13 protein-coding genes are annotated in these 18,259 nt (G+C 69.0%); 3 read left to right on the forward strand and 10 right to left on the reverse strand.

Annotated features, from left to right (window positions below; genetic code table 11):
- Positions 1-283: 283 nt before the first annotated feature.
- The 5 genes from D892_RS0108145 to purF all read right to left on the reverse strand — a co-directional run bounded on the left by D892_RS0108145 (position 284) and on the right by purF (position 7,811).
- Positions 284-2,215 carry an ABC transporter ATP-binding protein gene (locus D892_RS0108145; RefSeq protein ID WP_024800766.1) on the reverse strand — a complete coding sequence of 644 codons (1,932 nt, stop codon included), beginning with the start codon at positions 2,213-2,215 and terminating at the stop codon, positions 284-286.
- Entirely contained in the window at positions 2,208-3,170 is a 963-nt protein-coding gene (locus D892_RS0108150; RefSeq protein ID WP_024800767.1) for an ABC transporter permease, read from the reverse strand. Before D892_RS0108150 ends, D892_RS0108145 begins: the two co-directional genes overlap by 8 nt.
- A gap of 18 nt (positions 3,171-3,188) precedes the next feature.
- Positions 3,189-4,202: an ABC transporter permease gene (locus D892_RS0108155; RefSeq protein WP_232236311.1), complete on the reverse strand. Its 1,014-nt coding sequence runs from the start codon at positions 4,200-4,202 to the stop codon at positions 3,189-3,191.
- Between the two features lie 83 nt (positions 4,203-4,285).
- A complete protein-coding gene (locus tag D892_RS0108160) occupies positions 4,286-5,839 on the reverse strand; it encodes an ABC transporter substrate-binding protein (RefSeq protein ID WP_024800769.1) in 1,554 nt (517 codons plus the stop codon).
- A 343-nt stretch (positions 5,840-6,182) separates the two neighbouring features.
- The gene (gene purF, locus D892_RS0108165) at positions 6,183-7,811 is read right to left on the reverse strand and encodes an amidophosphoribosyltransferase (RefSeq protein WP_024800770.1); all 1,629 of its coding nucleotides are present in this window, start codon (positions 7,809-7,811) and stop codon (positions 6,183-6,185) included.
- A gap of 145 nt (positions 7,812-7,956) precedes the next feature.
- On the opposite strand from purF, the gene D892_RS0108170 reads away from it, so the two are divergent.
- Positions 7,957-9,282 (forward strand): YhgE/Pip domain-containing protein, encoded by a 1,326-nt coding sequence (locus tag D892_RS0108170; RefSeq protein WP_369801738.1) that lies wholly within the window; start codon positions 7,957-7,959, stop codon positions 9,280-9,282.
- Between the two features lie 335 nt (positions 9,283-9,617).
- Here the strand turns inward: D892_RS0108170 and D892_RS0108180 are convergent, their stop codons facing one another.
- From D892_RS0108180 to D892_RS0108190, 3 genes are all read right to left on the reverse strand, one after another.
- On the reverse strand, positions 9,618-9,986 hold the full coding sequence (locus D892_RS0108180; protein WP_036566821.1) for a sterol carrier family protein: 369 nt from the start codon (positions 9,984-9,986) through the stop codon (positions 9,618-9,620).
- Positions 9,987-10,013: 27 nt separating this feature from the next.
- A complete protein-coding gene (locus tag D892_RS0108185) occupies positions 10,014-10,640 on the reverse strand; it encodes a CPBP family intramembrane glutamic endopeptidase (protein ID WP_232236025.1) in 627 nt (208 codons plus the stop codon).
- 157 nt (positions 10,641-10,797) lie between these two features.
- Positions 10,798-12,549, reverse strand: coding sequence for an alpha/beta-hydrolase family protein (locus D892_RS0108190; protein ID WP_024800774.1), 1,752 nt, complete (start codon positions 12,547-12,549; stop codon positions 10,798-10,800).
- 140 nt (positions 12,550-12,689) lie between these two features.
- On the opposite strand from D892_RS0108190, the gene D892_RS0108195 reads away from it, so the two are divergent.
- Positions 12,690-12,980, forward strand: a complete 291-nt coding sequence (locus D892_RS0108195) for a YiaA/YiaB family inner membrane protein (protein ID WP_024800775.1) — start codon at positions 12,690-12,692, stop codon at positions 12,978-12,980.
- A gap of 27 nt (positions 12,981-13,007) precedes the next feature.
- On the opposite strand, the gene purL is transcribed toward D892_RS0108195, so the two are convergent.
- Positions 13,008-15,335: a phosphoribosylformylglycinamidine synthase subunit PurL gene (gene purL / locus D892_RS0108200; protein ID WP_024800776.1), complete on the reverse strand. Its 2,328-nt coding sequence runs from the start codon at positions 15,333-15,335 to the stop codon at positions 13,008-13,010.
- Positions 15,336-15,493: 158 nt separating this feature from the next.
- Here purL and D892_RS0108205 point away from each other — a divergent pair, with 158 nt between their 5' ends.
- Complete coding sequence (locus D892_RS0108205; protein WP_084160988.1) at positions 15,494-16,798, forward strand: glycosyltransferase 87 family protein; 1,305 nt, start codon at positions 15,494-15,496, stop codon at positions 16,796-16,798.
- Here D892_RS0108205 and D892_RS0108210 read toward each other — a convergent pair.
- On the reverse strand, positions 16,747-18,066 hold the full coding sequence (locus tag D892_RS0108210; RefSeq protein WP_024800778.1) for a M18 family aminopeptidase: 1,320 nt from the start codon (positions 18,064-18,066) through the stop codon (positions 16,747-16,749). The two genes, D892_RS0108205 and D892_RS0108210, sit on opposite strands and share 52 nt — an antisense overlap.
- Positions 18,067-18,259: the final 193 nt, after the last annotated feature.

Genomic DNA, 18,259 nt, shown 5'->3' on the forward strand with positions numbered 1-18,259 from the left:
CGATCGGGCGGAACTCGCCTGTTCCGCAGCGAAGCCGGGTTGCCCCGGCCCGTCGTCTCCCGCGAGGCCCGAGTCACCGGGCGTCGGCAGTGCGGCACGGCCGGGCAAATCGGTGCGCGTCGGCGACCGCGGATGAACCGTGCCCGGCCGCGAGACGTGTTGGTACCGCGATGGATCGGCGGGCACCCGGTCGACGTCCGGCACCGACCGGCCGGGTGCCCGCCTCGGAGTCGTGCCGCCGTGTCGTCGGAGAGACGGTGTGGCGGCACGACCCAGCTCCCGGTTACCCCCCGTGGTCCGTGGCGAAAAGTGCCGCCGAGGCGGCGCGGCGACGACGCTGCTCGACCGGGTCCGGCACCGGGACCGCGGCAACGAGCCGCCGGGTGTACTCCTCGGCCGGATGCCGCAGGATCTCGTCGCGGGAGCCCTGTTCGACCACGGAGCCGTTGCGCAGCACCACGATCCGGTCGGCGAGCTGATCCACCACCGCGAGGTCGTGGCTGACGAACAGGCAGGCCCAGCCGAATTCGCGTTGCAGCCCGGCGAACAGTTCCAGTACCCGCGCCTGCACCGAGACGTCCAGTGCGCTGGTCGGCTCGTCGGCGATCAGCAGATCGGGGTTGAGCACCAGCGCGCGGGCCAGGCTGGCCCGCTGCCGCTGCCCGCCCGACAGCTCGTGCGGATAGCGATCCTCGGCGCCCGCGGGCAGTTGCACCTCGTCCAGCAGTGCGCGCACCCGCGACCGCAGCGCCTCGCCGCCGGCGGCACGATGCACCACCAGAGGCTCGGCCACGCACTGCCCGACCGTCAGCCGCGGGTTCAACGAGGTCGCCGGATCCTGGAAGACGAACCCCAGCCGCTTGCGCAGCGGTCGCAGCCGTCGTTCCGACAGGCCTGTCACCTGTGTGCCGAGCATCGCGATCGTCCCCGACGTCGGCCGCTGCAACGCCGCCACGCATCGCCCGATCGTGGTCTTACCCGAGCCGGATTCGCCCACCAGCCCCAGGGTTTCGCCGCGCCCGATGGACAGACTCACCCCGTCCACCGCCCGGAAAGCCGAGCGACCCAGGGCCCCGGGGAATTCCACCACCAGATCGGTCACCTCGAGCACCGGCTCGACGGACGCTCCAGGCTCTACCGAATCCTCGTGCCCCGCCGGAAAACCCGGCTCCGTTACGGCCCGAGTCTCCGTGCTCGCCGCTGACTCCGCTCCGGCCTCGGACTCTCCCGGCAACTCGGGCCCGGTCGAAATATCAGGCCCCGCCGAGGATCCGGGCTCCGTGGAAGTCCCTCGTTCCGCTGCGGTTGCGGGTTCCGCCGGGGTGCCGGCCCGCGGCGGCTCGTCCGCGCCGCGGGTGCCCGAATCCTGTTGCGCGGCTGGGGGGACCGAATCGGGCAACGGGCGCGGCCCGGCACCCAGGTTCGGGACCGCGGCCAGCAGGTCTCGGGTGTACTGCTCCCGGGGGTTGGCGAAAAGCTCGTCGACCGGGGCGGTTTCGACGACCTTCCCCTCGCGCATCACCACCACGCGGTCGGCAAGGTCGGCGACCACGCCCATGTTGTGCGTGATGAGCACGACGGCGCTGCCCAGGCGATCGCGCAGATCCCGCAGCAGCTCCAGGATTTCGGCCTGCACCGTGACGTCCAGCGCGGTGGTCGGCTCGTCGGCAATGATCACCTTCGGCTCGCAGGCGATGGCGATCGCGATCATGACACGCTGCTTCTGCCCGCCGGACAGCTGATGTGGATAGAACTCGACGCGGTGCTCCGGGTCGGGCAGCCCGACCGTGCGGAGCAGGTCGACCGCGCGCGCCTTCGCCTCCTTGCGGCCCAGACTGCGATGTGCGCGAAGCGCTTCGGCGATCTGGAAGCCGACGGTGAACAGCGGGTCCAGGGCCGCACCGGGTTCCTGGAAGACCATCGCGATCTCGCCGCCGCGCAGCGCGGTCAGCTGCTTGTCGCTCATCGCGGTGATGGTGTGGCTGCCCACCGTGGCGGTGCCCTCGACCCGGGCGGTCTGCGGCAGCAGTCCGATCGCGGTGCGCGAGCTCACCGACTTGCCCGACCCGGACTCTCCGACGATGGCCAGCACCTCGCCCGGATACACCGCGTAGGACACGTCGCTCACCGCGTTCACCGGCCCGGCATCGGTGGCGAAGGTGACCGACAGCGACTCGACGGCCAGCGCCGTCGGGCGGTGCGCGGTATCAGTCATCCTCGGCCTCCTTCGATGCGGCGGCGGCCCGGCGGGTGCGCAGCAGCGGGTTGAGCACCTCGTTCAGGCTCTCCCCGACCAGCGTCATGCCGAGCACCACCAGCACGATGGCGACACCGGGGAAGACACCGGTCCACCAGATCCCGTTGGAGACGTCGGCGAGGGCCTTGTTCAGGTCGTAGCCCCATTCGGCGGCCTGGGTGGGCTCGATGCCGTAGCCCAGGAAGCCCAGTGCGGCGAGGGTCAGGATCGCCTCGGAGCCGTTCAGCGTGATGATCACCGGCAGCGACTGGGTGACGTTGGGAAAGACGTGCCGGAACAGGATTCGCCCGACCGGTGCGCCGGTCACCCGGGCGGCGTCGACGTACGGCTCGGTCTTCACCGCCACCGTCGCGTTGCGCACCACCCGGAAGTACTGCGGCACGAAGATCACCGTGATCGCCACCGCCGCCGACAGCACACCGCCGAAACTCGACGAGTTGCCGCCCGCCACCACGATCGACACCACGATGGCCAGCAGCAGCGTCGGGAAGGCGTACATGGCATCCATGAACAACACCAGCACCCGGTCCACCCAGCGCCCGACATAGCCGGACAGCAAACCCAGTGGCACGCCGACGATCAGCGACAGCACCAGCGATATCGCGATGACCCACAACGCCGTTCGCGCACCGAAGATCACCCGGGAGAACACGTCCTCGCCGCGCACCGAGGTGCCGAACCAGTGCTGCGCCGACGGTGCCTGCTGCCGCGCGAAATCGGTTCCGTCGGCGGATATCTGGGCGAAGTCGTAGGGCGCGATGAGCGGTGCGAACAGCGCCACGATCAGGAACAGCGCGATCAGCCCGAGGCCGAAGACCAACGTCACGCGCTGCAGGCCCGAGGTCATCGAGAACAGCCGCAGGCCCGGGACACCGCGCCGCGACGGCGGCGGAACCACCGCGGGTTCGGCCATCAGTTCAGGTGCAGTCATCTAGAACCTCACCCTCGGATCGATCAGCGCCACGACGACATCGACCAGGAAGCTCATCACCGCCACCACCAGCGCCAGGAAGGCCACGATCCCCTGCACCGCAACGAAATCGCGGGCCTGCAGGTACTGCGCGAGCTGATAGCCCAGACCCTTCCACTCGAAGGTGATCTCGGTGAGCACCGCCCCGCCGAGCATCATCGCGATCTGCATGCCCATCACGGTGACGATCGGGATCATGGCGTTGCGGAAGGCGTGCCGCCCCACCACGACCCGCTCGGACAATCCGCGTGCCCGCGCCGCGTCCACGAAATCGCTGCGCAGAGTCTGGATCAGATTGATCCGCACCAGGCGCAGGAAGATGCCCGCCGTCAGCAGGCCCAGCGCGATCGCCGGCAGCACCGCGTGTTTCAGGACGTCGAGCAGATAGCTGTTGTCGCCGTAGAGGATCGCGTCGATGGTGAGGATGTTCGTCTTCGGCGATACGTGCTGCAACGCCAGCTCGACGTTGGTGCTCGCCCGCCCCGCCACCGGCAGCCAGCCCAGCTTCACCGCGAAGATCAGCTTCAGCAGCAGGCCGACGAAGAACACCGGGGCCGCGTAGACGAGGATGCCGAACAACCGCAGTCCCACATCGGCGGCCTTGTCCCGGCGCCGGGCGGCGTAGCGGCCCAGCGGAACTCCCACCAGGAACGCCACCAGCAGCGCCCAGAACACCAGTTCCAGCGTGGCGGCGCCGTAGTTCGCGATGATGTCGCCGATGGCCTGGTTGTCCGTCGATCGGCCGAAGTCGCCGCGCACGAGCCCGGACAGGTAGTCCCAATACTGGCTCAGCACCGGGCGGTTGAGCCCGGCGGCCTCCTTGCGCGCCTCGATCTGGTCGGGTGGCAGCCGCCCGCCGAGCGCGGCGCTGATCGGGTCGCCCACCACGCGCATCAGGAAGAACACGACCGTCACCAGGATCCATGCCGTCGGCACGATCAGCAGCAGCCGCACGGCCAGATACCGCAGCAGCACCCCGTATCGGGATCGGCTGCGGCCCGGCGTATTTCGCGGAGGGGGAGCCGGGGCGCCCGGCCCCGGCTCCGTGGTCACGGCGGTCACTTGCTCAGCACGCTGTAGCGGAACTTGGTCGACGGATCGAGCGTCGACTCCGTGCCCTGCACGCCCTTGGCCGTGATGGCGATCTGCTTACCCGACAGCAGCGGCACGATCGAGATGTGCTTGTCGGCCATCTCCCGCTGCACCTGTCGGATGATGGCCAGCCGCTTGTCCTTGTCGGGCTGGGTCACCTCGGCGGTCAGCTGGGCCGTGATGGCCGGATCCTCGAAGTGGTTCTGCAGGAAGTTGTTCGGGGCGAAGAACGGCGTCAGATAGTCGTCCGGATCCGGATAGTCCGGGAACCAGCCCATCTGATACACGGGATAGCCGTCCCGCGCCCGCTCGCGCTGATAGGTCACCCACTCCGTGGACTGCAGGTTGACCCTGAACAGCCCGGTGGCCTCCAGCTGGCTCTTGATCGCCGCGTACTCCTCGGAGCTGGAGCCGCCGTAGTGGTCCGGGTTGTACTGCAGATTGAGCTCGACCGGGGCGGCGACACCCGCGTCGGCGAGGAACTTGGCCGCCTGCTCCTTGTTCGGCTCGGCGCCGTAGAGGTCCTTGAACGGTTCCGTCGCCCCCGGGAAACCCTGCGGCACAGACGAGTACGCGGGCGTATAGGTGCCCTTGTAGACCTCGGTCGACAGCGCGTCGCGGTCGACGCTGGCGGCGACCGCCTTGCGCACGGCCAGCTTCTGTTCGGGGGTGCCGCCCGGCATGGTGTTGAGGTTGAACACGATGTAGCGCAGTTCGCCGCCGAGCCCCTCGTGCACGGTCACATTGTCGTTGCCGCGCAACGACTCCAGGTCGGTGGGGCTCAGGCTGCGGTAGGCGACGTCGACGGCGCCGTTCTGGATATCGAGCTTCAGGTTGTCGGGGCTGGCGTAGTACTTGGTCGACACCGATGCGGTCTTCGGCTTGCCGAGCAGCCCGGCGTAGTCCGGATTCTCCTGGTACTCGACGAGCTTGTTCTTGTCGTAGCTGGTGATCGTGTACGGACCCGAGAACGGCTTGCCCTCGGCCACCGCGTCGTCGTCGAGAACCCGATCGGCCGGGAAGACCTTCTCGTCGACGATCGGGCCGGCCTGGGTCGCCAGGATCGCGGGGAAGGTCTGGTCGTTGCCGTTCTTCAGGGTGAACGCCACCGTGCGCTCGTCGACCGCGTCAGTGTGGTCCAGGTTGCCCAGCAGCGACGCCGGGCCGTTCGGGTCGTTGATCTTCAGCATCCGGTCGAAGGAGTATTTGACGCTCGTGGCCGACAACGGATTACCGTTGGCGAACTTCAATCCCGTCTTCAGCGTGCAGGTATAGACGGTGGGCGTGCCGAACCCGCACTTCTCCGCGGCGTCCGGTTCCGGTTCGGTCTTGCCCGGGCCGAAGTTCATCAGGTGCTGATAGACCTGCGTCTCGGGGACGTAGGAACCCTGATCGTAGGCCGCCGCCGGGTCGAGGGAGAAGATCTTGTCGGTAGTGCCGATCACGAGGCCACCGTCACCCCCGCCGCCGGTCCGGCCGGATCCGCATCCGGCCACCGCGAGCAGGGCCAGGCCCGCCATACCCACCGCCGCAATACCTTTCACCCGACCTCGTCGAGCCGCCGACGCCTGTGTCGCCGAAAACCGCATGACTGTCCCTCATCTCGCAAAGCGGCGCACCCGGGCCTGGATCGCAGACCGGGTGCGTTCACGGTGTACTCCGGTATGGCGGGGACAGTACCGCCGACCGATTGCAAATATGTTGCGTTTCGCAACAATCAGATTGTCCGGGCGAGAAATGCGCCGGTGCGGGCACTATGGAGCCGAAACTATTGCAGGAGCAACAGCACCGGTCGCAACGCGCCGGGGAACGCCTCCGGACAGCACGCAACTTTGTTTCGCGGACGGCCGACAGCCCGGCGCCTCACGGACGGCTCAGCGCACTCGCATTCGCGTTGTCGCCCAACAGCTCCGACTCGCTCTTGCCGCCGAGGATGCCCTCCAGCACATTCTTACCGATGGCCGCCTCGGTGGGCAACGGAATCGGGTACTTGCCGTCGAAGCACGCACAACACAGCCGGGTGCCGGGCTGCTCGGTGGCGGCGATCATGCCCTCGATCGAGATGTAGCCCAGAGAGTCGGCACCGATCGAACGACGCACGTTCTCCACCATCTCGTCCTGCAGTTCCTGGGACCGCTCGTCGAAGGGCGTGTTGTCGAGCCGCTTGGCCGGCTCGGCGCCCGCACCGTTGGCGATCAGCTCGGCGCGCGAGGCGAAGTCGATGCCGTAGAAGCAGGGCCACCGCACCGGCGGCGACGCGATGCGGACGTGGATCTCCACCGCGCCGGCCTCGCGCAGCATCCGGATCAGCGCGCGCTGGGTGTTGCCGCGCACGATCGAATCGTCGACGACGATCAGGCGCTTGCCGCGGATCACCTCGCGCAGCGGGTTGAGCTTCAGCCGGATGCCGAGCTGGCGGATGGTCTGGCTGGGCTGGATGAAGGTGCGGCCCACATAGGCGTTCTTCATCAGGCCCTGGCCGTACGGGACCTCCGAGCCCTGCGCGTACCCGACGGCGGCCGGAGTCCCCGACTCCGGCACGGGGATCACCAGATCCGCGTCGACCGGATGCTCCTTGGCCAGGCGCCGGCCGATCTCCACCCGGGTGCCGTACACCGACCGGCCGGAGATGGTGCTGTCGGGCCGGGCGAGATAGACGTATTCGAAGACGCAGCCCTTGGGCTCCGGATTGGCGAAGCGCAGCGAGCGCACACCGTCGGCATCGATCGCCAGCAGTTCGCCCGGCTCGATTTCGCGGACGAACGAGGCGCCCACGATGTCGAGCGCGGCGGTCTCGCTCGCCACCACCCAGCCGCGATCGAGCCGGCCCAGGCACAGCGGGCGCACACCGTGCCGGTCGCGCGCGGCGTAGAGGGTGTGCTCGTCCATGAAGGTCAGGCAGAACGCGCCGCGCAAGGTGGGCAGCAGCTCCATCGCGGCCTGCTCGATGCTCTTGTCGGCGGCGGCGTGTGCCAGCAGCGCCGTCATCACATCGGAGTCGGAGGTGGCCGACATCGACCCGCCGGACAGGCGGCCGCTGGTCAATCCGAGCTCCCGCGACCGGGCGGCCAGCTCGGCGGTGTTGACCAGATTGCCGTTGTGCCCCAGCGCCAATCCGGTGCCGACCGCGGTGGTACGGAAGATCGGCTGGGCGTTCTCCCAGGTCACCGAGCCGGTGGTGGAATAGCGGCAGTGGCCGATGGCGACATGGCCGGGCATCGCGGCCAGCGTCTGCTCGTCGAAGACCTGACTCACCAGGCCCAGATCCTTGAACACCAGCACCTGCGCACCGTCGGCGACGGCGATGCCGGCGGCCTCCTGGCCGCGATGCTGCAGCGCGTACAGACCGTAGTAGGTGAGCTTGGACACGTCCTCGTCCGGAGCCCAGACCCCGAAGACGCCGCACTCCTCGCGGGGCTCGTTCTCGGGCTCATCCGGAGCGGACGTGTTCAGCAGATTGGGGCTGTCGACCGATAAGTCGGCGTTGGTCACCGCATGCTCCCGGTTCGGCGGGTGGGGGGCAATGATCATTCTACGGGTCGGCACCGCGGAACCTCGCGTGGGACCACCGCGGAACCTCGCGAAACCTCACACGGGATCGCCCGGTTGGCGGGCCGTTTGCTGCTACCGTTCGACCGTGGCGACTACCGACACCGCGGCAGCAGGCCCCCCTCGCCGACACCTGAGCCCGGTGCGATGGGCGCTACCGATCGTCGTGATGACGCTACTGGGGTCGCTGCTCGGGGTGATGTACCTCGATTACGTCGTCGATCCGGAGAAGAACCTGCACGATTTCCCGATCGCTCTGGTGAATCAGGACGTCGGCGAGACGCTGGGGCCGCCCGGCCGGGAGCAGCGGGTGAACTTCGGCGAGCAGGTGGCCGACGGGCTGCGGCAGGCCGTGCCCGCCGACAAGATCGATCTGCGCGTGCTCGGCCCGAACGAGGCACGGCAGGCCATGCAGTCCGCGCAGGTGTACGGCACCATCTACATCCCCAGCGACTTCTCCAAACGGCTGGGCATCCTCGGCGTCGGCAGCGTCGTGCCCGGCGATATCGAGCGGCCGATCATCACCGTGCAGACCAATCCGCGCGCCGGTGCGTTCGGCACCTCCATCATGCAGCGATTCGGCGAGCAGGCGATGACCCAGGTGCAGCAGCAGGTCGGCAAGCAGCTGACCGAGCAGGTCCGGGCGCAGCTGACGCCGCAGCCCGGCGGCCCGCCCGCGCCCGAACTGTCCGGCGCCGCCCGGATCGCCCTGGACAGTCCGCTGAACATCGTGGTCGAGCAGTTCCGGCCGCTGCCGGGCGGGTCGGGCGAGGGGCTCACGGCATTCTTCTACAGCCTGTTGCTCCTGCTGGTCGGCATGGTCGGCGCGATGATCGTGCATCAGCTGATCGATGCGGCGCTGGGATTCCTGCCGACCGAATGGGGGCCCTGGTATCTGCACTATCCGCGCGCGTCGATATCCCGGGTGCAGACGCTGCTGATCAAGTGGTCGGCCGTGGCGGCGATGGCCGTGGTCGTCTCCGCCGCGCTGCTCGGCATCGGGGCGGCGCTGGGGATGCCCCTCGATAAGCCGCTGGCGCTGTTCCTCTACGGCGCCTTCGTCATGATCGCGGTGGGTTTCACCTGCACCTCGGTGCTCGCGGCGATCGGCACCTCGGGTCTGATCGTGAACCTGATCGTGTTCGTGATCCTGGGCCTGCCGTCGTCCGGGGGCACGGTGCCGATCGAGGCGACCCCGAAGTATTTCCAGTGGCTGGCGAACTTCGAACCGATGCACCAGGTGTTCCTGGGTGTTCGGTCCATTCTGTACTTCAACGGCAGCGGCACGGCCGGCCTGACCCGCGGCATCTGGATGTCGGTGCTGGGCCTGGCCATCGGCGTCACACTCGGCCTGACGATCACCCGCTTCTACGACCGCAAGGGGCTGGAGCGCAAGCCGGTGAATCGCGCCTGAGCGGCCCCGGCCGTCCCGGTGCTCCGGGACGGCCGCCGAGCACTCAGCGGTGCCGGGGTCCTTGCCCGCCGAACCACTGCGGCGCCTGATCCCAGATCGGGTGGAACCAGTCGACGATCGGCTGGAACAGGTGGAACATCGGTTACTCCGTCCTCCCGTGCGCGCACGGGGTGTCATCCGGTGTGCGGCCGAATTGCCGTACGCCGACAACGTTATTGACGATTTCGCCGGATAACCGGGACCACACGGCCAGCCTGCCGGGGATCGACTGGGACCGGCCGTGAACACCGGCACCCGTTCTCACCGTATTCCAGGAAAGCGCCGGTGACCTGGCGTTATGCCTGCAGCAGCGGAAGCCAGCGCGCCAGCTCACCCGCGCGCAGCCCGGAGGCGGTCAGCGCACCCGAGTCCACCGCTTCGTCGAATGTCACCAACCCGGTCGCCAGCAGCAACCAGGTGCGCGGATCGGTCTCCACCACATTCGGCGGCGTCCCCCGGGTATGCCGCGGCCCCTCGATGCACTGCACCGCCACGAACGGCGGCACCCGCAGTTCCACGGAATGCCCGGGCGCGTTCGCGGCCAGCGTGCGCGCGGTACCCCGCACCGCCGCCGCCAACTCGGCCCGCTCGGGGGCGGCCACCGACTCGTCGTGCAGCCAACCACGCACCGCCGCTACGACTTCGCGCAGCTCCGCCGGTCCCATCGCCGATCCTCGTGCCACCCACCGAGCTTACCCACCTGCGAAATCGTGCGGTTGGTCGAGAGTCCGGCGCTGCGCGCGAGCGGCGAGGGGGGCGAGGGAGCCGCCGACGTTGAGGGCCAGGTGCAGGAGGGCGGGGGCGGTCGCGCTGACGGTGCGGCGGCGCAGCCAGGACAGGATCAGGCCGCCGGCCGCCGTGGCGGCGACCGTTGCCGGAACGCTGTCGCCTGCCGAACGGGCGGGATGGACGTGCCACAGACCGAAAGCCGCTGCGGCAAACCACTTTCCGGAACCGCCGAAGGCGGCGTCCAGGAGCGGGTCGAGGGTGCCGCGGAAGATCAGCTCCTCGCAGTAGACGGTGCCCAGCGGGATGTGGACGGCGGCCCACTCGGCGAGCGGGACCTCCGGCGCCCGGCCGGCGAAGCCCGCCAGTCGCCGCCGCAGCGGTGGAATCGCCAGGGCGGCACCGTAACCCGCGACCACGACCGTCCCGGCGGCGGCACCCCACCGCAGCCCGCGCCGCGAGCACCAGTTCGGACGCGCACCGAACGCGGCTCCGTAGACCGTCGCGAACGCGACATTGGCGGCCGTGCGGCCCCGTATGCCGAGGGCCGACCGGGGCAACAGCATGTTGCTCCACAGCAACGGAAGACCCACGGCGGCAATCGAAACAACGGAGCGGGTCATCGCACCGACCGCGGCAGTGAGCGTTCGATGTGACAGCTGGCCGAGCGCAGCGCGGCACGGACCACCGACGGCAAGCCTGTCACCGGCCACATACGCGCCACATCCCGGAAAACGGTCCCGCCCTCGCTCATTTCACCACCCGCTCGTACTTCGCGGCCGACTCCATCTCGAAGCGGACGCGCTCTTGGAGTTCCGGCGTCCAGTCCGGGGGTGGCAGCACCGCGGCCCAACCGTCCAGCACCAGGCTGCCGTAGTTGTGCCCGTGCCCGTCGCTGACGCCCTGGGCATTGGTCAGATCGGCGGCGACCTGCCAGAACGTGACGAACGGCCACCAGCGCATCTGGGTCGACACGTCCCCGCCGCGCGGTTCGGACAGCCAGGCCGGCTGCGAGACGATCAGATCCGGCGACCACCACACGATCGGATCCGAGGCATGCTGCAGGTAGGCGATGCGCGGGATCCGCCAGTCCGGCGACGGCTCGGTCAGATCCGTTGCACCGGAGGCGAATCGGACGACCAGGCCGTCGGCATAGATCGGCTCCACCTCCCGGGTGCCCGGATCGCGCCGCTCGATGAACTGGCGCCACAGGCGATTCGAGTTCGGCGGGCCCACCCACAGCGCACCGTCCACTTCGCTGCGCAGATCCGCCAGGCCCTCGAACGCGGACTCCGAGCCCTGCGAGCCCAGGCTCTCGCCGTACACCAGCAGTTTCGGGCGCGCCTCGGCCGGCCGCGCCGACCAGGCCGCGTGCACGGCCTCGAACATCTTCTCCCCGGCGACCGCCACCTTCTGGCGGTCCGCCAGGAACGACAGCACGCTCGGCAGATACGAGTACTGCGAGGCGACGATCGCGGTGTCGCCGTGGTACATGTACTCGATCGCCTCGGCCGTCTCCGAGTTCACCCAGCCGGTACCGGTGGTGGTGACGACCACCAGCACCTTGCGATCGAACGCATGCGTGCGCTCCAGTTCCCGGACCGCCAGCTCCTCCTGCGTCACACCGTCTTTCGCCGATTCCAGGCCGGTATAGACCCGAATCGGTTCCCGCGCGGGAGCTCCGGTCACCGCGCCGATCCGAAACGCGTCCGGGCCGTGCGAGACGAACCAGCGCCCCTCGGAACCCAGCGTGTCCCATTCCGCCGCCGAGGCCGGACTGCCGGAACGTTCGGCCCGATCCGGTTGCACCGCATACTCGGACATCTTGTCGTTGCGCACGCTGAACGCCGAATTGGCCACCGCGAAGAAGGCGCGCGTGGCCACGCCGTTGAACAGCGTCACCGCCAGCACGGTCAGCAGAATCCCGCCGACGGTCGGGGCGAACTGCGGTGGCACCCACCGGCTGAGCAGCCGCGCGAAGAACAACACGATCTCGCGCAGCGTGCGGTAACCCGCCACCACGATGATGCCCACCGTCAGGCTCAGCCCGCCGGTACGCAGGTACGCGGCGCGGGTGGTGCCTTCCATATCCATCAGCGCGGTGATCTGACGCTGCCAGTCCGCCGACAGCACCAGCATCCACATCGCGACGAGCACGCACGCGGCCAGGACGACCAGCTTCACCGCATACTGCACCGGCAGCGGCACGGCACCGATCGGAATCCTGGGGCGAATCCACTTGCGGAACAACCACTCGAACACGCAGCCGACGCCGTACCCGATCGCGGCGTTGAGACCGCTGATGAGCCCCTGGAACAGCCAGTCGCGCGGCAGCAGCGAGGGCGTCACCGACCAGGCGAAGAACACCGTGGCCACCACCAGGCCGACGTAGTTCAGGTCGATGATGTCGTTCTCGAGGCGGCGCAGCAGCCGAGTCCCCTGCCGGACCACCGCAACGCCGCGCGAACGCAGCGTTGTGAGAGTCTCGGCGGTATCGAGCACCCGTCAAGTATGGCCGCCGGGGCCCGGGAAACCGGGGATCTCATCGCGTGAGAACGGTTACCGAGTCATACGGGAATTACCCATGCCGCTCGAGTAGTTGCACCCGCGCTCACGCCCGCCCGGCCCGGCACGCTGTATCCATGAGCAATCCGAACACGCAGCAGAAGAGCACTCCGGCTTTTCTCGCGCAGGCCGCGATCGCCTTCGGCGTCAGCTTCCTCGCGACCGGCGCGGGCATTCTCTACCTGCCCCTGGACATCTGGCAGCGCGGCTTCCTGATGATGGCCACGCTGTTCCTGGTCAGCAGCACCTTCACGCTCGGCAAGGTGGTCCGCGACCAGGCCGAGACGGCCCGGGTCACACACCGGATCGACGAGGCCCGGATGGAAAAGCTGATGGCCGAACACGATCCGTTCAAGATGGCGAGCTGAGGCCCGCCCGGCGCGCCACCTGCCGAATCAGCCGGTGTGCGCGCCGAACAGCTGCGGCAGTGTCCCCTCGAAGGTTTCCCGCAGTTCCGCCAGGGTCACCGAGAACTGCCCTTGCACCTCAACGGAATCCGAACCCTGATCGACGACACCGATACGCACCCACGGCAATCCGCGCGCGGTGCACATCTTGGTGAACCGGGTCTCCTCCGTGCGCGGCACCGCGACCAGCACGCGACCGGCCGACTCGGAGAACAGCACGACGAACGGGTCGGCATCCTCGGGCAGCAGCACCCGGCAGCCGGTTTCGCCGGCCAGCGCCGCCTCCACGACCGCCTGCATCAGGCCGCCCTCGCTGAGATCGTGGGCGGCGCTGATCATTCCGTCCCGGGATCCCGCGCCGAGCACCTGGGCCAGCAGTTGTTCGCGGGCGAAATCGACCCGCGGCGGCACGCCACCGAGGTGGTCGTGCTCGACCTGTGCCCAGATGGAACCGCCGAACTCGTCCCGGGTGTCGCCGAGCAGGATCAGTGTCTCCCCCGGCTCGGTCCCCAGGCCCGTCGGGATGCGCCGGTGCACGTCGTCCACGACGCCCAGCACGCCCACCACCGGGGTGGGCAGGATCGCGGTGCTGCCCGTCTGATTGTAGAAGCTGACGTTGCCGCCGGTGACCGGAATGCCCAGCGCCACACAGCCGTCCGCCAGCCCGCGCACGGCCTGCTGGAACTGCCACATCACGCCCGGATCCTCGGGGGAGCCGAAGTTGAGGCAGTTGGTGACGGCCTTCGGGGTGGCGCCGGTGGTGGCCACGTTGCGGAACGCCTCGGCCAGCGCCAGCTGCGCGCCGGTGTAGGGGTCGAGCTTGGTGTAGCGGCCGGAGGCGTCGGTGGCGAGCGCGATGCCGCGGCCGGACTCCTCGTCGATGCGGATCACGCCGGCGTCGGCGTGCTCGGCGAGCACGGTGTTGCCGCGCACGTAGCGGTCGTACTGCTCGACGATCCAGCGGCGGCTGCACAGCTGCGGGCTGGCGAGCATATTCAGAGCGGTGGTACGCAGCTCGTCACCGGTCTTGGGGCGCGGCAACGAGTCCGGGGTGTCGGCGATCAGCGCGTCCTGCTCGTCGGGACGCCGCACCGGGCGCTCGTACACCGGGCCCTCGTGGGCGACGGTGCGCGGCGGAACGTCCACCACGGTCTCGCCGTGCCAGCTCACCACCAGCCGGTCGCCGTCGGTGACCTCGCCGATCACCGTGGCCAGCACGTCCCACTTGCGGCAGACGGCAAGGAAGGCGTCGACGTTGCCGGGGGTCACGACCGCGCACATGCGCTCCTGCGATTCGCTCGACAGGACCTCGGCCGGGGTCATATTCGCCGCCCGCAGCGGCACCCGGTCCAGCTCGATGTGCATGCCGCCGTCGCCGGCGGCCGCCAACTCCGAGGTGGCACAGGACAATCCGGCGCCGCCGAGGTCCTGGATCCCGACCACCAGCCCGGCGTGATACAGCTCGAGGCAGCACTCGATCAGGACCTTCTCCGCGAACGGGTCGCCCACCTGCACGCTCGGCAGCTTCTTCCGAGAAGCGCTTGCGCCCTCGAGCGTCGAACCGGCCTGCCGCTCCGTTTCCTCGCCGGAGAAGGTCTCCGAGGCCAGCACGGACACGCCGCCGATACCGTCCAGCCCGGTGCGCGCACCGAAAAGAATGATCTTGTTGCCCTGCCCGGAGGCGAAGGCCAGGTGTAGATCCTCGGCCCGCAGCACGCCCGCGCACAGCGCGTTGACCAGCGGATTGCCCTGGTAGGACGGGTCGAAGACGGTCTCGCCGCCGACATTAGGCAGGCCCAGCGAGTTCCCGTAGCCGCCGACGCCGCGCACCACACCGTCGACGACGCGCCGGGTGTCGGGATGGTCGGCCGCGCCGAAGCGCAGCTGGTCCATCACCGCGATCGGCCGCGCGCCCATGGCCATGATGTCGCGCACGATCCCGCCGACGCCGGTGGCCGCGCCCTGATACGGCTCCACGTAGGACGGGTGATTATGGCTCTCCACCTTGAAGGTGACCGCCCAGCCGTCGCCGATGTCGACCACGCCGGCGTTCTCGCCGATACCGGCCAGCATGGACGCGCGCATCGCGTCGGTCGTGGTCTGGCCGAAGTAGCGCAGGTGCACCTTGGACGACTTGTAGGAGCAGTGCTCGCTCCACATCACCGAATACATCGCCAGCTCGGCATCGGTCGGACGGCGGCCGAGAATCTCTCGGATGCGGGCGTATTCGTCGTCGCGGAGACCCAGCTCCCGGTAGGGCTGTGGGGTATCCGATGTGGCTGCGGCGGCGCTGACGGTGTCGACGTGGACAGTCACTGTGGTTACAGGATCCTTTCGGCCGGGCATACGGTCGGCAAACGGTGCCGGAGCCGGGTGCCGCACGAACCTCGAACGGGCGGGAGACCCGCTCAGTCTAGTGTGTGGCAAACCCCACCGGACCAGGCAGCCGATCGGCTCCGGGATACTCTGATCACGTGACAGATCGATCCAGGGTGGCGGATCGGGACAAGGTGCCCGCGACCGTCTCCGAGGGGCCCGCCGCGTTAGGTCTGACAACCCGCCAGTTACGCCTGTTCTCGATCGCTATTGCCTTGTTCGCGCTGTGCGCGATCCTCTCCTTCGTCTTCAAGCTATGGCATGGCTACATCGATCTGCAGGTGTACCGCAACGGCGCCCGGGTCTGGCTGGACGGCGGCGACCTCTACGGCCCGATGCCGAAGGTGGGCGACATCGGACTGCCGTTCACCTATCCCCCGCTGGCGGCGCTGTTGTTCACTCCGCTGGCGCTGCTACCGCTGGCCGCGGCCGAGTGGTTGGTGCTCGGCGTCTCCCTCGCGAGCCTGGGCGTCACGCTGTGGCTGGTGATCGACCGGCTGCGCCCCGAGATGGACCGCCCGACCCGGGTGGCGCTGGTGATCGGCGCGGTCTCGATCCTGAGCCTCACCGAACCGGTGCGCCAGACCTTCAACTTCGGCCAGATCAATCTGGTGCTGATGGCCGCGATCGCGCTGGACGTACTGGCCCGCCGGCCGTTCTGGCCGCGCGGCATGCTGATCGGGATCGCGGTGTCGGTGAAGCTGATTCCGGCCGCGTATCTGCTGTATTTCCTGCTGCGCCGGGACTGGCGGACGTCGATCACGCTGGTGGCGTCGGCGATCGGGGCGATCGGGCTGGGATTCGTGTTGTTCCCGGACGAATCGTCCCAGTACTGGCTGCACACCCTGTGGGACACCGACCGGATCGGCCCGGCGGAATACGCCGGCAACCAGTCGCTCAAGGGCTTCGCCTTCCGGCTCGGCGTCTCCGACGGTACGGCGACGGTGATCTGGATCGTGTTGTCGCTCATCGTCGTCGGGCTCGCGGCGGTGTGGATGAAGCGGCTGCTCGACGCGCAGGCCGAAATCTCCGCGATGCTGGTCAATGCCGCCGCGGTACTGCTGGTTTCGCCGGTCTCGTGGTCGCACCACTGGGTCTGGGTGGCGCCTGCCCTGCTGATCGCCGTCGCCGCGTGGCCCGGGCGCGGCGCGAACGAGGAACCCGCGCAACATCGTCGGCGCCGCCTCACCCTCGGGATCCTGATCGCGATCACCGTGATGTTCTCCGTCGGCCCGCACTGGCTGCTGCCGCATCAGCGCGACCGGGAGGCCGGCTGGGCGCTCTGGCAACAGCTGATCGGCAGCAGCTACGTGCTGGTGACGTTCGCGATACTGGCGATCGGCGCGGTGCTCTACCGGCCGGCCGCGGCGGGCGTCAGGAAGGCCGTCAGCGCCGCCGAATAGGACGCCACGTCCGCCGCGCCCATCAGCTCCCGCGCCGAATGCATGGCCAGCTGCGGCGCGCCGACGTCGACCGTCGGCATCCCGGTGCGCGCCGCGGTCATCGGCCCGATGGTGGATCCGCACGGCAGATCGGCGCGGTGCACGTAACGCTGCAGCGGCACCCCGGCCTGGGCGCACGCCAGCGCGAACGCGCCGGCCCCGACCGCGTCGGTGGCATAGCGCAGATTCTGGTTCACCTTCAGCACCGGACCGCCGTTGACCTCGATGCGATGTGCGGGCTCGTGCCGCTCGGGATAGTTGGGATGGGTCGCGTGCGCCATATCGCCCGAGGCGCAGACCGAACCCGCCAGCGCCGCAAGATATTCCGAACGTCCGCCGCCGCGGGCCAGCACGATCCGCTCCAGCACCGCCGGCAGCAGGTCCGACTGCGCGCCGCGGTCGGACTGGCTGCCGACCTCCTCGTGGTCGAACATCGCCAGCACCGGGGTGGCCGCGCCCGGGTCGTCCACGGCGGCCAGCAGGGCATGCAGTCCGGCGTAGCAAGTGCCCTGGTTGTCCAGCCGCGGCGCGCTGATCAGGTCCAGGTCGCGCCCGACCGGCCGGCTCGGCGACAGGTCGTGGGTCATCAGCTCCCAGCCGAGCACCGCGCCGGGGTCCACGCCGGCCCGCTCGGCCACGAATTCCGTGAACGAGTGCGGTTCGCCGCCCACGCCCCAGACGGCGTTGACGTGCCGCTGCGGATCCAGGCTCACCCCGCGCCGGTCCTCGGACAGGTGGATGGCCAGCTGCGGCACCCGCAGCAGTGGTTCGTCGACGCGAATCAGCTTCTCCCGCACCGTATTCCCGGCGCGCACGGTCAACCGCCCGGAGATGCCGAGTTCGCGGTCCAGCCAGGAGTTCAGCCAGGCCCCGCCGTAGGGCTCCAACCCGACCAGCTGCCAGCCCGCCACCGCCAGATCCGGATGCTGTTTGACCCGCAGATTCGGGCTGTCGGTATGCGCGCCGACCACCCGGAAGGCGTGGCCGGGCGACACCTGCGCGGGCTCGGCCCACGCCACCAGCGAACCACCGCGCACCACGAAGTACCGATCGCCCGGGCGTACACCGGGTTCGGAATCCGCACCGCCCCACGGCCGCACCTCGGGCAGCTCGGTGAACCCCCGGGCCGCCAATTCGGTTGCGACGGTGCGGACGACGTGGAACGGGGACGGCGAGGCGTCGACGAAGGCGCACAACCCGGACGCCGTCGCGGTGGTCGAGACGGGCATACCGGTGATCCTAGACACCGCGGGGAATCCGGTGAGAACACACCCGATTGCGGCCGCGGTTCGAGCGGAAACTCCGTTTTCTCACCGGGAATCCACGGTGCCGTGGAACTCGGTATGTTTTCACCCCCAACGGGTGTTCGAATATTTCGACAGCACAAATGGAACCGGTTCTCGGATCCAATTTTTTCGGGAC

It is taken from the genome of Nocardia sp. BMG51109 (genome assembly GCF_000526215.1).
Lineage (GTDB): Bacteria > Actinomycetota > Actinomycetes > Mycobacteriales > Mycobacteriaceae > Nocardia.

Bases quoted from the DNA above. Each gene is read 5' to 3' on its own strand.
- D892_RS0108195 (WP_024800775.1), top strand. From the start codon at position 12,690: ATGAGCAATCCGAACACGCAGCAGAAGAGCACTCCGGCTTTTCTCGCG.
- D892_RS0108150 (WP_024800767.1), bottom strand. From the start codon at position 3,170: ATGGCCGAACCCGCGGTGGTTCCGCCGCCGTCGCGGCGCGGTGTCCCG.
- D892_RS0108145 (WP_024800766.1), bottom strand. From the start codon at position 2,215: ATGACTGATACCGCGCACCGCCCGACGGCGCTGGCCGTCGAGTCGCTG.
- D892_RS0108180 (WP_036566821.1), bottom strand. From the start codon at position 9,986: ATGGGACCGGCGGAGCTGCGCGAAGTCGTAGCGGCGGTGCGTGGTTGG.
- D892_RS0108160 (WP_024800769.1), bottom strand. From the start codon at position 5,839: ATGGCGGGCCTGGCCCTGCTCGCGGTGGCCGGATGCGGATCCGGCCGG.
- D892_RS0108210 (WP_024800778.1), bottom strand. From the start codon at position 18,066: ATGCCCGTCTCGACCACCGCGACGGCGTCCGGGTTGTGCGCCTTCGTC.